Below are 13,640 nucleotides of genomic sequence, written 5' to 3' on the forward strand. Positions count from 1 at the left end.
CTGCCCAGCCGGGCCGTCTCCGCCGGGCCCAGGACGGCGGCCTGCCGGTCCAGCCCGACCAGGAACTGCGCCAGCAGCGCCGCCGACCCCTCCCGGGCGGAGAACCCCCGGCCCAAAAGGTCACGCAGCCGCTGCGGGGGCAGCGGCAGCAGCGACACCGGGAAGTCGATGCCGACGCCGGAGATCCGGGGCTCCGGCTCCGTGGCCGTCGGACCGCCGAAGGCCTGAAGGTCGTACGGGTGGGAGCTGTCGACCAGGTGCAGGTCCCCCGGTCGGAGCGTCTCCGTGCGGCCCGCGCCCCGGCTCAGCGTCATGGTGCCCTGCTGCAGGAACGACAGGTGGTAGACGCCCTCGTCGGAGCGCCGCACCATGCGCTCCGTCCGCCGGAACCGCACCGACGGGAACGACGTCCCGAGCAGGCTCACCTCCCCCAGCTCGGAGCGCCTCAGCTCCGCCCGGAAGTCATCGGCGTGGGCACTGGTCGCCTCACACGCCCTGGTCCGCTCCAGCAGCTCCCGCCAGCAGTCGAACCGCTCCCGCGCGGGCACGTCCTCGCCGCGGAACACGGCGGATCCCGTCCCTCCAGTCACCCTCGCCCCTTCAGGCTGCTCCCCCCTCCATCGGTTCCGTCGATTCCGTCGACGAGCGGTCGGATCAACCGGCCGGGGGCGGGGCCTTGTCGAGCGGCACCGTCGGCTCCCCGGCCGCCACCTCGCGGCCCACCGCCGGCTCGCCGCCCGCCGCCGGCTCGTCCGGCACCGCCGGCTCGTCCTGCTCGATCCGGCTCAGCAGCCGGGCGACGGTGTCGGTGCGCTCGCGCAGCACCACCACGTGCTCCGCCCGGTCGGGCTGCGCCTCCGCCTCGGCGGGCCGCACCGGGATGCCGCGTCGGCGGGCGGTCGCGATCAGGCTCTCCCGGGCCTGGCCGACGATGACCAGCGAGGCGGCGGCGAAGCAGCCCGCTTCCAGGGTGCGCTGACGGCCGAGCAGACCGCGGTGGACGATCTGGGCCGGTACGGTCAGCTCGTCCAGCCGCTGGTCGACCGAGCCGCGTTCGAGCGCCGCGAGGACGACGGTGGCCAGCGCCTCCCCCGCCTTGGTGACGGCCCACTTGCGGCCGGGCACCGGCGGGAGGAACTCGCGGATCCGGTCCACGTCCTGTTCCAGGGCGCTGGTCGTCAGCACCTCGAAGGCGTTGCGGGTGCGGATCTCGACGACCTTGTCCCACTCGACCTCCTCGCCGTCGAAGCCGGCCCGCACCGGCCCCAGGTGCACCGCGCCGTAGCCGTCGAGGAGTCCGAGCAGCTTGTGCGCCACGGCCGGTGTCCGCGGGTGACGGCCGATCAGCGTGCCCAGCGACAGCTTCCACGGCTCGGTGGCCGGCACCTCCGGCGGGGCGACCGAGCTCAGCGCCGCCAGCGCCCACCGCCCACCCGCCGCCGAGCGGCCACCGCGCAGCACCGCCTGCCGCCCGGCCTCCCCCAGCTCGGCCGCCGCCCCCACCAGCCGCCCCAGACCGCCCGCCCACTCGCCCCTGCCCACCCGCCCGCCCTCTCCTCGCCTCGGCAAACCCACAGGCCGGACATGGTACGACCGCCCCGCCGGGTGGCAGCGGGCGCCTCCCGGGTCAGCGGCCGGTCTCAGGGGGCCGGTGTCACGGGGGCGGTGTCACGGGGCGGCCTCAGGAGGTGGCCTCAGGAGGTGGTCCGGACCGGGAAGCCGGTGGCACGGCCCTGGGCCTTCAGCCAGCCGAGCACCTGGCCGAGCGCCTCCACGGTCTGCTGCCGGTCGCCGCCGCCGTCGTGGAACAGCACGGTCGGGCCGTTGGGGACCTCCTTCTTGACCGTCTCGACGATGGCGGCCGTGCCGGGCTTCTCGAAGTCCTTGGAGTCGACGTTCCAGCCGAGCGGGCGCATCCCGTTCGCCGCGGCGATCCGTCGGCTGTCGGGGGTGAACGAGCCGCCGGGGGCCCGGTAGTACTGCACCACTCCGGGGCTGCCCGCGGCGTCCTCGATCATCTTCTTCGCGTCCAGGATCTCCTTCTCCTGGTAGGCGACGGGCTTCTTGTCCATCGTGGTGTCGTGGTGCACGGTGTGGTCGCAGAGCCGGTGACCGGCCGCCAGCACCTGCTTCACCAGCTCGGGGTGGGCCTTGGCCTGCGGCCCGATCATGCAGAACGTCGCCTTCACCCCGTACCGCTTGAGCACGTCGAGCACCTTCGGGGTCCACACCGGGTCGGGACCGTCGTCGATGGTGATGTTCACGGCATTGCCCCCGGCCTCGGAGGCGTGGGCGATGCCCTCCGGCACGCCCCCCTGCTGCGCGGCGCCGGCGGAGCCCTGCGAACCGTCGTGGTTGTCGGTGGCCGGCTCCTGCTCGTGCGCGGCGTTCTGCTTGGGCGCGGCGAACGACCCGGTGACCGGCGGAACCGCCCAGGCGGCCACCGCCACCACCACGACCCCCGCGGCCAGCGCCACCCGCGACCTGCCGCCCAGCTTCGCCATGCCCGCCTTGACGTCCATCTACCGTCACTCCCCCGATCGAACCCGCGTGTTCTCCGAGGTCCATGACGTGAATCGAACACGATGGGTTCCCTCGGTTCGAAGCGAGTGCCGGGCCCGCCGGGATGGGGGTCTCGTCGTCCGTCCGGCCGACCCATCGGACCAGCCTCCGTGCCGGGCGGGGATTTTCGGCCCGGCACCGCTCCCGGGCCGGGAAGCAGACCATTACCTTCCGGTAACCGACCGATCGGCGAACGATCTGTGAAAATCGGAGATCGATCGCTGTCCGAGGTATATCCACGGAGCGCTCCGATGGTTGTGACGCAATGCCCGGCGCAGGGACTTTCAATCCATTCGAGCCGATGGCGACGCAAAACATATCGACGGAGGCTGGTTTCTGATCCCGTCTGTGCGACCTGACCTAGCTTCACCTACGATCCGACTGGTGAACGCTCAACGACCTGACGTCAGTCCAGGTCAAGCCACCAGAATGACACAGCGAGCTACTCCGGAGTAACGAACAAAGATGTTCTCCTCCGCGAACCCCGCTTCTCCCAGGCCATTCCCTGAGGTGACGTCATGATCGGGTGCGGTGGATCACTCACGCACGAGTCGGGCGGACCCTCCGGCAATGTAGGTCGACCAGACGGGAACTTCCTTGCATTTCAACATCCTTGGCCCGCTGACAGCGGTCCACCACGGTGAAAACGTGCCACTGGGCGGGATCCGGCAACGGACCGCCCTGGCATTCCTCGTGTTGCACGCCAACACCCCGGTCAGCACGACGCGCCTGGTCTCGGCGCTCTGGGAGACGGACGTGCCCACCACCGCCCGCAAGATCCTGCAGAACGCCGTCTCCGGGCTGCGGCGGATCCGCGCCGGGCGCGGGCCCCGCGACAGCGCCCCGATCGACCTGCGCACCGAGCCCCGGGGCTACGTCCTCCACCTGGCTCCGGGGCACGTCGACTACGGCCGCCACCGGGAACTGGCGCGTCGCGCCGAGCGGGAGCTCGCCGACCGCGCCTGGGCGACCGCCTCCGCCACCCTGCGGGAATCCCTGTCCCTGTGGCGCGGGGACGCCCTGGCCGACCTCGCCGAGGCGGGCGTCGACTGGCCCGAGCTGGCGGCCCTGCGCGAGGCGCGCTGGAACGCCCTGGAGGACCGGGTGGTGGCCGACCTGATGCTGGGTCGCCACCGCGAGGTGCTCGCCGAGCTGAGCGCCGCCACGACCACCACCCCGGCCCGCGAACGGCTGTGCCGGCTGCTCATGGTCGCGCTGTACCGCAGCGGGCGCCAGGCGGACGCCCTGGAGGTCTACCGGCGCGCCAAGTCCGCCCTCGCGGAGCGGGGCCGCACGGCCCCCGGCCCCCGGTCGCGGGCGCTGGAACAGGCCGTCCTCAGCCACTCGCCCGCGTTGGACGAGGCCGACGCCGTCCTGCGGCTGGCCGCATGACGACGGGCGGCCACCCCGACGAGCTGCGGTTCAACGTGCTGGGACCACTGGAGGTCCTGCGGCACAACACACCCCAGCCCCTCAGCGGCATCAACCAACGCGCCGTACTCGGCTACCTCCTGCTGCGCCACAACCAGGTGACGGCCACCAGCCAGCTCATCTCCGCGCTGTGGGACGGCCCGACGCCCCCCTCGGCCCGCAAGATGGTGCAGAACGCGGTCTGGCAGCTGCGGAACCTGCTCCTCGCCGACACCCGGCGGCCCGCGCCGGACGCGCCGGCGCTGCTCTCCCGCGCCCCCGGATACGTCCTGGAGGTCGAGCCCCGGGCGATCGACCTGCACCGCTTCCAGGAACTGGTGGCGGCAGGCCGGACGCGGATGCGCGAGGGCGCGGTGGCGGCGGCCTCCCAGAGCTGGCGCGAGGCCCTGGACCTGTGGCGCGGGGACGCCCTGGCCGACCTCGCCGAGGCCGGGATCGGCCTGGCCTGGCCCGAGCTGACGGCGGCCGGGACGGCACGGCTGGACGTCCTGGAGGAGCACTTCGACGCCGAACTCGCCCTGGGGCAGCACCTGGCGGTGCTTCCGGAGCTCCAGGAGCTCAGCCGGGCGCACCCGCGCCGCGAAGGACTGGCGGGACAGCTGATGCTGGCCCTGCACCGCAGCGGCCGGCAGTCCGACGCGCTCGGCGTCTACCACTCCGTCCGGGCCCACCTGGCCGAGGAGTTGGGCCTGGACCCGGGGCGCGAGCTGCAGAACGTCCAACAGGCGATCCTCACCGACGACCCGGCGCTGGAGTACACCCCCCTGCCCGGCAGTGTCCGGATCCGGCCCCCGGCCCAGTGCCCGCCGTCGCAGGCCCGGACCGTACCACCGGTACCGGCGGACGCGACGGACGCGACGGACGCGACGGACGCGACGGACGCGACAGGGACCGGGATCAGGACCGGGAGCAGGACGGGGACGGGAACGGGAACGGCGGGAGCAACGGGCGCCGCGGGGGCGGCCGATGCGCCGACCGGCGCCGAGGACTTCACCCAGGAGCGCCGGGAGGTCACCGTCGTCCTGATCAACGCGTCCGTCCCGGCCGAACACCCGGGCGCGGATCCGGAGCGCCTGGACACGGTGATGACGGCGCTGCACGAGATCGTGCGCTCCGAGGCGCAGCGGTTCGGCGGCACCCTGTCGGCGCGGATCGGCTCCTCCTGGCTCGTCGTCTTCGGCGCCCGGCACATCCGCAGCAACGAGGCGATGCGGGCGGTGCTGATGGCGCTCGCCGTCCGGCACCGGGTGCGGTTCAAGCACGCGGCGGCCGAACGGCTGGTCCTGCGGGCGGCGATCGACACCGGTGAGGCGCTGGTCCGGTTCTGCCCGGAGGCGCCCGGATCGCTCGCGGTGACCGGCGCGGCCCTGGACCGGCCGCTGTCCCTGCTGCCGCTCGTGCCGCACGACCAGATCTGGGTCAGCGAGTCGGCCAGGGAGCAGACCGACAACTGGATCGACTACCGGCGCGCCTCCGTCCACTCGACGATCTGGGCGGTCGCCGGGCTGCGGTCCAACGGCGTGCGCGACGAGGGGTTCCCCACCCTGGAGCGGGCCGAGGGGCTCGACGCCATGACGGGCCTACTCGCCGCCGGACCGGGCGATCCGCGCGTGGTGCTCGTCGTCGGTGAGGCCGGTATGGGCAAGAGCGCGATGCTCCACGCGTTCGAGCGCCTGACCGCCCGGTCCGATCCGGCGGCGCGGCCGCTGCTGGCGCACCTCGTGCCGTGCGCCGTCGACGAGAGCCCGCTGCGGTTCGTGGCCGCGGAGCTCTCGGCGGCCTGCGGCATCCGCCCCGACGACCTGCCGGACACCGCCCGGACCAGACTGTGGGAGACGGTCGAGCGGGTGGCCGAGAGCCCCGCCGAGGCACGGCACCTGTTCGAGCACCTGGTCGTCCCGATCGGGCACGTGCCGGACCACGAGCGGACCCCCGGGGCGGAGGAGGTGATCGCGGCCTGGCACACCCTGCTGGAGCGGCTGGCCGCCGAACGTACGGTGATCATGCTGGTGGACGACCTGCACTCGGCGGACGAGCGCCTGCTCGACGCCGTCGGCCGGCTGGTCGCCGCACCCGGCCGGTCCCGGCTGATGGTGGTCGCCACGGCGCGCCCGGAGCTGTTCGCCCGGCGGCCGGACTGGCGTGACGCCGCGGGGGCGCTCACGATCGTCACGCTGGCGCCGCTGTCCGATGCCGCCGTCGCCCGGTTGGCGAGGACGGTGATCACCGCGCAGCGCCCGGCGGCCACGCCGCCCGGGTTGGTGCGCGAGCTGGTCGAATCGGTGACCGCCCTGGCCGGCGGGAACCCGTTGTTCGTGACGGAGTTCGTCCGGCTGGCACTGCGCCGGCTCGACACCGCCGAGCCGGCGCCCCGCTCCCCCGCCCTGGGCGAGGTGCCGTCGGCCGTGCACCGGGTGGTCGCGGCCCGGCTGGACGCCCTGCCGGCGAACCTCAAGGCGGTGCTCCAGGACGCGGCGCTGCTCGGCGACGGCATCCGGCCGGACGCGGTCGCGGCGCTGCGGCGCGAGCGGACGGACGAGGTGAACGGCGCGCTGGACACGCTCGCCCGGCTCGGCATCCTGGGGCCCGCGCCCGCCGACGCCGACGGCACCAGCCGCTTCGCGTTCCGGCAGCCGCTGCTGTGCGAGGTCGCGTACGCGCGGATCCCGCAGGGTCGGCAGGTCGCGAAGCGGGCCACGCTGGCGGGCTGGGACGGCTACCCGAAGGTCCCGGACCGGCCGCGCCCGGTGGCGCCCGAACTGCTGCGGCTGCGGGCGGCCATGCGGCGGCTCTGCGAGTGAGCGGGCGTTCGGCGCCCCGGCCCGGGCCCGGGCCGGGGCGCCGAACGCCCGCTCACTCGCAGAGCCGCCGCATGGCCGCCCGCAGCCGCAGCAGTTCGGGCGCCACCGGGCGCGGCCGGTCCGGGACCTTCGGGTAGCCGTCCCAGCCCGCCAGCGTGGCCCGCTTCGCGACCTGCCGACCCTGCGGGATCCGCGCGTACGCGACCTCGCACAGCAGCGGCTGCCGGAACGCGAAGCGGCTGGTGCCGTCGGCGTCGGCGGGCGCGGGCCCCAGGATGCCGAGCCGGGCGAGCGTGTCCAGCGCGCCGTTCACCTCGTCCGTCCGCTCGCGCCGCAGCGCCGCGACCGCGTCCGGCCGGATGCCGTCGCCGAGCAGCGCCGCGTCCTGGAGCACCGCCTTGAGGTTCGCCGGCAGGGCGTCCAGCCGGGCCGCGACCACCCGGTGCACGGCCGACGGCACCTCGCCCAGGGCGGGGGAGCGGGGCGCCGGCTCGGCGGTGTCGAGCCGGCGCAGTGCCAGCCGGACGAACTCCGTCACGAACAACGGGTTCCCGCCGGCCAGGGCGGTCACCGATTCGACCAGCTCGCGCACCAACCCGGGCGGCGTGGCCGCCGGGCGCTGCGCGGTGATCACCGTCCTCGCCAACCGGGCGACGGCGGCATCGGACAGCGGCGCCAGCGTGACGATCGTGAGCGCCCCCGCGGCGTCACGCCAGTCCGGCCGCCGGGCGAACAGCTCCGGGCGCGCCGTGGCGACCACCATCAGCCGGGACCGGCCGGGTGCGGCGACCAGCCGGCCGACGGCGTCGAGCAGGCGCTCGTCCGCCGAGTGCAGGTCGTCCACCAGCATGATCACCGTACGTTCGGCGGCCAGCCGCTCCAGCAGGGTGTGCCAGGCCGCGATCACCTCCTCCGCCCCGGGGGTCCGCTCGTGGTCCGGCACGTGCCCGATCGGGACGACCAGGTGCTCGAACAGGTGCCGTGCCTCGGCGGGGCTCTCGGCCACCCGCTCGACCGTCTCCCACAGTCTGGTCCGGGCGGTGTCCGGCAGGTCGTCGGGGCGGATGCCGCAGGCCGCCGAGAGCTCCGCGGCCACGAACCGCAGCGGGCTCTCGTCGACGGCGCACGGCACGAGGTGCGCCAGCAGCGGCCGCGCCGCCGGATCGGACCGGGCGGTCAGGCGCTCGAACGCGTGGAGCATCGCGCTCTTGCCCATACCGGCCTCACCGACGACGAGCACCACGCGCGGATCGCCCGGTCCGGCGGCGAGTAGGCCCGTCATGGCGTCGAGCCCCTCGGCCCGCTCCAGGGTGGGGAACCCCTCGTCGCGCACGCCGTTGGACCGCAGCCCGGCGACCGCCCAGATCGTCGAGTGGACGGAGGCGCGCCGGTAGTCGATCCAGTTGTCGGTCTGCTCCCTGGCCGACTCGCTGACCCAGATCTGGTCGTGCGGCACGAGCGGCAGCAGGGACAGCGGCCGGTCCAGGGCCGCGCCGGTCACCGCGAGCGATCCGGGCGCCTCCGGGCAGAACCGGACCAGCGCCTCACCGGTGTCGATCGCCGCCCGCAGGACCAGCCGTTCGGCCGCCGCGTGCTTGAACCGCACCCGGTGCCGGACGGCGAGCGCCATCAGCACCGCCCGCATCGCCTCGTTGCTGCGGATGTGCCGGGCGCCGAAGACGACGAGCCAGGAGGAGCCGATCCGCGCCGACAGGGTGCCGCCGAACCGCTGCGCCTCGGAGCGCACGATCTCGTGCAGCGCCGTCATCACCGTGTCCAGGCGCTCCGGATCCGCGCCCGGGTGTTCGGCCGGGACGGACGCGTTGATCAGGACGACGGTGACCTCCCGGCGCTCCTGGGTGAAGTCCTCGGCGCCGGTCGGCGCATCGGCCGCCCCCGCGGCGCCCGTTGCTCCCGCCGTTCCCGTTCCCGTCCCCGTCCTGCTCCCGGTCCTGATCCCGGTCCCTGTCGCGTCCGTCGCGTCCGTCGCGTCCGTCGCGTCCGTCGCGTCCGCCGGTACCGGTGGTACGGTCCGGGCCTGCGACGGCGGGCACTGGGCCGGGGGCCGGATCCGGACACTGCCGGGCAGGGGGGTGTACTCCAGCGCCGGGTCGTCGGTGAGGATCGCCTGTTGGACGTTCTGCAGCTCGCGCCCCGGGTCCAGGCCCAACTCCTCGGCCAGGTGGGCCCGGACGGAGTGGTAGACGCCGAGCGCGTCGGACTGCCGGCCGCTGCGGTGCAGGGCCAGCATCAGCTGTCCCGCCAGTCCTTCGCGGCGCGGGTGCGCCCGGCTGAGCTCCTGGAGCTCCGGAAGCACCGCCAGGTGCTGCCCCAGGGCGAGTTCGGCGTCGAAGTGCTCCTCCAGGACGTCCAGCCGTGCCGTCCCGGCCGCCGTCAGCTCGGGCCAGGCCAGGCCGATCCCGGCCTCGGCGAGGTCGGCCAGGGCGTCCCCGCGCCACAGGTCCAGGGCCTCGCGCCAGCTCTGGGAGGCCGCCGCCACCGCGCCCTCGCGCATCCGCGTCCGGCCTGCCGCCACCAGTTCCTGGAAGCGGTGCAGGTCGATCGCCCGGGGCTCGACCTCCAGGACGTATCCGGGGGCGCGGGAGAGCAGCGCCGGCGCGTCCGGCGCGGGCCGCCGGGTGTCGGCGAGGAGCAGGTTCCGCAGCTGCCAGACCGCGTTCTGCACCATCTTGCGGGCCGAGGGGGGCGTCGGGCCGTCCCACAGCGCGGAGATGAGCTGGCTGGTGGCCGTCACCTGGTTGTGGCGCAGCAGGAGGTAGCCGAGTACGGCGCGTTGGTTGATGCCGCTGAGGGGCTGGGGTGTGTTGTGCCGCAGGACCTCCAGTGGTCCCAGCACGTTGAACCGCAGCTCGTCGGGGTGGCCGCCCGTCGTCATGCGGCCAGCCGCAGGACGGCGTCGGCCTCGTCCAACGCGGGCGAGTGGCTGAGGACGGCCTGTTCCAGCGCCCGCGACCGGGGGCCGGGGGCCGTGCGGCCCCGCTCCGCGAGGGCGGACTTGGCGCGCCGGTAGACCTCCAGGGCGTCCGCCTGGCGCCCGCTGCGGTACAGCGCGACCATGAGCAGCCGGCACAGCCGTTCGCGGGCCGGGGTGGTGGTCGTGGCGGCGCTCAGCTCGGCGAGCACCTCGCGGTGGCGACCCAGCATCAGGTCGGCCACCACCCGGTCCTCCAGGGCGTTCCAGCGCGCCTCGCGCAGGGCCGCCAGCTCGGGCCAGTCGACGCCCGCCTCGGCGAGGTCGGCCAGGGCGTCCCCGCGCCACAGGGACAGGGATTCCCGCAGGGTGGCGGAGGCGGTCGCCCAGGCGCGGTCGGCGAGCTCCCGCTCGGCGCGACGCGCCAGTTCCCGGTGGCGGCCGTAGTCGACGTGCCCCGGAGCCAGGTGGAGGACGTAGCCCCGGGGCTCGGTGCGCAGGTCGATCGGGGCGCTGTCGCGGGGCCCGCGCCCGGCGCGGATCCGCCGCAGCCCGGAGACGGCGTTCTGCAGGATCTTGCGGGCGGTGGTGGGCACGTCCGTCTCCCAGAGCGCCGAGACCAGGCGCGTCGTGCTGACCGGGGTGTTGGCGTGCAACACGAGGAATGCCAGGGCGGTCCGTTGCCGGATCCCGCCCAGTGGCACGTTTTCACCGTGGTGGACCGCTGTCAGCGGGCCAAGGATGTTGAAATGCAAGGAAGTTCCCGTCTGGTCGACCTACATTGCCGGAGGGTCCGCCCGACTCGTGCGTGAGTGATCCACCGCACCCGATCATGACGTCACCTCAGGGAATGGCCTGGGAGAAGCGGGGTTCGCGGAGGAGAACATCTTTGTTCGTTACTCCGGAGTAGCTCGCTGTGTCATTCTGGTGGCTTGACCTGGACTGACGTCAGGTCGTTGAGCGTTCACCAGTCGGATCGTAGGTGAAGCTAGGTCAGGTCGCACAGACGGGATCAGAAACCAGCCTCCGTCGATATGTTTTGCGTCGCCATCGGCTCGAATGGATTGAAAGTCCCTGCGCCGGGCATTGCGTCACAACCATCGGAGCGCTCCGTGGATATACCTCGGACAGCGATCGATCTCCGATTTTCACAGATCGTTCGCCGATCGGTCGGTTACCGGAAGGTAATGGTCTGCTTCCCGGCCCGGGAGCGGTGCCGGGCCGAAAATCCCCGCCCGGCACGGAGGCTGGTCCGATGGGTCGGCCGGACGGACGACGAGACCCCCATCCCGGCGGGCCCGGCACTCGCTTCGAACCGAGGGAACCCATCGTGTTCGATTCACGTCATGGACCTCGGAGAACACGCGGGTTCGATCGGGGGAGTGACGGTAGATGGACGTCAAGGCGGGCATGGCGAAGCTGGGCGGCAGGTCGCGGGTGGCGCTGGCCGCGGGGGTCGTGGTGGTGGCGGTGGCCGCCTGGGCGGTTCCGCCGGTCACCGGGTCGTTCGCCGCGCCCAAGCAGAACGCCGCGCACGAGCAGGAGCCGGCCACCGACAACCACGACGGTTCGCAGGGCTCCGCCGGCGCCGCGCAGCAGGGGGGCGTGCCGGAGGGCATCGCCCACGCCTCCGAGGCCGGGGGCAATGCCGTGAACATCACCATCGACGACGGTCCCGACCCGGTGTGGACCCCGAAGGTGCTCGACGTGCTCAAGCGGTACGGGGTGAAGGCGACGTTCTGCATGATCGGGCCGCAGGCCAAGGCCCACCCCGAGCTGGTGAAGCAGGTGCTGGCGGCCGGTCACCGGCTCTGCGACCACACCGTGCACCACGACACCACGATGGACAAGAAGCCCGTCGCCTACCAGGAGAAGGAGATCCTGGACGCGAAGAAGATGATCGAGGACGCCGCGGGCAGCCCCGGAGTGGTGCAGTACTACCGGGCCCCCGGCGGCTCGTTCACCCCCGACAGCCGACGGATCGCCGCGGCGAACGGGATGCGCCCGCTCGGCTGGAACGTCGACTCCAAGGACTTCGAGAAGCCCGGCACGGCCGCCATCGTCGAGACGGTCAAGAAGGAGGTCCCCAACGGCCCGACCGTGCTGTTCCACGACGGCGGCGGCGACCGGCAGCAGACCGTGGAGGCGCTCGGCCAGGTGCTCGGCTGGCTGAAGGCCCAGGGCCGTGCCACCGGCTTCCCGGTCCGGACCACCTCCTGAGGCCACCTCCTGAGGCCGCCCCGTGACACCGCCCCCGTGACACCGGCCCCCTGAGACCGGCCGCTGACCCGGGAGGCGCCCGCTGCCACCCGGCGGGGCGGTCGTACCATGTCCGGCCTGTGGGTTTGCCGAGGCGAGGAGAGGGCGGGCGGGTGGGCAGGGGCGAGTGGGCGGGCGGTCTGGGGCGGCTGGTGGGGGCGGCGGCCGAGCTGGGGGAGGCCGGGCGGCAGGCGGTGCTGCGCGGTGGCCGCTCGGCGGCGGGTGGGCGGTGGGCGCTGGCGGCGCTGAGCTCGGTCGCCCCGCCGGAGGTGCCGGCCACCGAGCCGTGGAAGCTGTCGCTGGGCACGCTGATCGGCCGTCACCCGCGGACACCGGCCGTGGCGCACAAGCTGCTCGGACTCCTCGACGGCTACGGCGCGGTGCACCTGGGGCCGGTGCGGGCCGGCTTCGACGGCGAGGAGGTCGAGTGGGACAAGGTCGTCGAGATCCGCACCCGCAACGCCTTCGAGGTGCTGACGACCAGCGCCCTGGAACAGGACGTGGACCGGATCCGCGAGTTCCTCCCGCCGGTGCCCGGCCGCAAGTGGGCCGTCACCAAGGCGGGGGAGGCGCTGGCCACCGTCGTCCTCGCGGCGCTCGAACGCGGCTCGGTCGACCAGCGGCTGGACGAGCTGACCGTACCGGCCCAGATCGTCCACCGCGGTCTGCTCGGCCGTCAGCGCACCCTGGAAGCGGGCTGCTTCGCCGCCGCCTCGCTGGTCATCGTCGGCCAGGCCCGGGAGAGCCTGATCGCGACCGCCCGCCGACGCGGCATCCCGGTGCGGCCCGCCGAGGCGGAGGCGCAGCCCGACCGGGCGGAGCACGTGGTGGTGCTGCGCGAGCGCACCGACACCGTCGCCCGGCTGCTGAGCCGGATCGAGCAGGACGAGCCGGCGGTGCCGGACGAGCCGGCGGCGGGCGGCGAGCCGGCGGTGGGCCGCGAGGTGGCGGCCGGGGAGCCGACGGTGCCGCTCGACAAGGCCCCGCCCCCGGCCGGTTGATCCGACCGCTCGTCGACGGAATCGACGGAACCGATGGAGGGGGGAGCAGCCTGAAGGGGCGAGGGTGACTGGAGGGACGGGATCCGCCGTGTTCCGCGGCGAGGACGTGCCCGCGCGGGAGCGGTTCGACTGCTGGCGGGAGCTGCTGGAGCGGACCAGGGCGTGTGAGGCGACCAGTGCCCACGCCGATGACTTCCGGGCGGAGCTGAGGCGCTCCGAGCTGGGGGAGGTGAGCCTGCTCGGGACGTCGTTCCCGTCGGTGCGGTTCCGGCGGACGGAGCGCATGGTGCGGCGCTCCGACGAGGGCGTCTACCACCTGTCGTTCCTGCAGCAGGGCACCATGACGCTGAGCCGGGGCGCGGGCCGCACGGAGACGCTCCGACCGGGGGACCTGCACCTGGTCGACAGCTCCCACCCGTACGACCTTCAGGCCTTCGGCGGTCCGACGGCCACGGAGCCGGAGCCCCGGATCTCCGGCGTCGGCATCGACTTCCCGGTGTCGCTGCTGCCGCTGCCCCCGCAGCGGCTGCGTGACCTTTTGGGCCGGGGGTTCTCCGCCCGGGAGGGGTCGGCGGCGCTGCTGGCGCAGTTCCTGGTCGGGCTGGACCGGCAGGCCGCCGTCCTGGGCCCGGCGGAGACGGCCCGGCTGGGCAG

At 74.0% G+C, this 13,640-nt stretch carries 8 protein-coding genes and 2 pseudogenes; 5 read left to right on the top strand and 5 right to left on the bottom strand.

Features of this window, described 5'->3' with window-relative positions:
- The 3 genes and pseudogenes from ACFWIS_RS39095 to ACFWIS_RS39105 form a co-directional block, all read right to left on the bottom strand.
- A pseudogene (locus tag ACFWIS_RS39095) lies at window positions 1-590 on the bottom strand (AraC family transcriptional regulator); the annotation flags it as partial.
- Between the two features lie 64 nt (window positions 591-654).
- On the bottom strand, window positions 655-1,542 hold the full coding sequence (locus tag ACFWIS_RS39100; RefSeq protein ID WP_380463853.1) for a hypothetical protein: 888 nt from the start codon (window positions 1,540-1,542) through the stop codon (window positions 655-657).
- A 152-nt stretch (window positions 1,543-1,694) separates the two neighbouring features.
- The gene (locus ACFWIS_RS39105; RefSeq protein WP_380463851.1) at window positions 1,695-2,522 is read right to left on the bottom strand and encodes a polysaccharide deacetylase family protein; all 828 of its coding nucleotides are present in this window, start codon (window positions 2,520-2,522) and stop codon (window positions 1,695-1,697) included.
- 688 nt (window positions 2,523-3,210) lie between these two features.
- On the opposite strand from ACFWIS_RS39105, the gene ACFWIS_RS39110 reads away from it, so the two are divergent.
- Together ACFWIS_RS39110 and ACFWIS_RS39115 are read left to right on the top strand one after the other, a co-directional pair.
- Window positions 3,211-3,954: a BTAD domain-containing putative transcriptional regulator gene (locus ACFWIS_RS39110; protein ID WP_380463849.1), complete on the top strand. Its 744-nt coding sequence runs from the start codon at window positions 3,211-3,213 to the stop codon at window positions 3,952-3,954.
- The gene (locus ACFWIS_RS39115; protein ID WP_380463847.1) at window positions 3,951-6,794 is read left to right on the top strand and encodes a BTAD domain-containing putative transcriptional regulator; all 2,844 of its coding nucleotides are present in this window, start codon (window positions 3,951-3,953) and stop codon (window positions 6,792-6,794) included. Before ACFWIS_RS39110 ends, ACFWIS_RS39115 begins: the two co-directional genes overlap by 4 nt.
- A 52-nt stretch (window positions 6,795-6,846) precedes the next feature.
- Here the strand turns inward: ACFWIS_RS39115 and ACFWIS_RS39120 are convergent, their stop codons facing one another.
- Both ACFWIS_RS39120 and ACFWIS_RS39125 read right to left on the bottom strand, forming a co-directional pair.
- Window positions 6,847-9,690 (bottom strand): BTAD domain-containing putative transcriptional regulator, encoded by a 2,844-nt coding sequence (locus ACFWIS_RS39120; protein WP_380463847.1) that lies wholly within the window; start codon window positions 9,688-9,690, stop codon window positions 6,847-6,849.
- On the bottom strand, window positions 9,687-10,430 hold the full coding sequence (locus ACFWIS_RS39125; protein WP_380463849.1) for a BTAD domain-containing putative transcriptional regulator: 744 nt from the start codon (window positions 10,428-10,430) through the stop codon (window positions 9,687-9,689). The genes ACFWIS_RS39120 and ACFWIS_RS39125 overlap by 4 nt, the downstream gene beginning before the upstream one ends.
- 688 nt (window positions 10,431-11,118) lie before the next feature.
- On the opposite strand from ACFWIS_RS39125, the gene ACFWIS_RS39130 reads away from it, so the two are divergent.
- The 3 genes and pseudogenes from ACFWIS_RS39130 to ACFWIS_RS39140 form a co-directional block, all read left to right on the top strand.
- Complete coding sequence (locus ACFWIS_RS39130) at window positions 11,119-11,946, top strand: polysaccharide deacetylase family protein (RefSeq protein ID WP_380463851.1); 828 nt, start codon at window positions 11,119-11,121, stop codon at window positions 11,944-11,946.
- Window positions 11,947-12,098: 152 nt separating this feature from the next.
- Entirely contained in the window at window positions 12,099-12,986 is an 888-nt protein-coding gene (locus tag ACFWIS_RS39135) for a hypothetical protein (protein WP_380463853.1), read from the top strand.
- A gap of 64 nt (window positions 12,987-13,050) precedes the next feature.
- Window positions 13,051-13,640, top strand: a pseudogene (locus tag ACFWIS_RS39140) (AraC family transcriptional regulator); the annotation flags it as partial.

Source organism: Kitasatospora sp. NPDC127060 (assembly GCF_042724935.1).
Classification (GTDB): Bacteria; Actinomycetota; Actinomycetes; order Streptomycetales; family Streptomycetaceae; genus Kitasatospora.

Bases quoted from the DNA above. Each gene is read 5' to 3' on its own strand.
- ACFWIS_RS39105 (WP_380463851.1), bottom strand. From the start codon at position 2,522: ATGGACGTCAAGGCGGGCATGGCGAAGCTGGGCGGCAGGTCGCGGGTG.
- ACFWIS_RS39115 (WP_380463847.1), top strand. From the start codon at position 3,951: ATGACGACGGGCGGCCACCCCGACGAGCTGCGGTTCAACGTGCTGGGA.
- ACFWIS_RS39120 (WP_380463847.1), bottom strand. From the start codon at position 9,690: ATGACGACGGGCGGCCACCCCGACGAGCTGCGGTTCAACGTGCTGGGA.
- ACFWIS_RS39130 (WP_380463851.1), top strand. From the start codon at position 11,119: ATGGACGTCAAGGCGGGCATGGCGAAGCTGGGCGGCAGGTCGCGGGTG.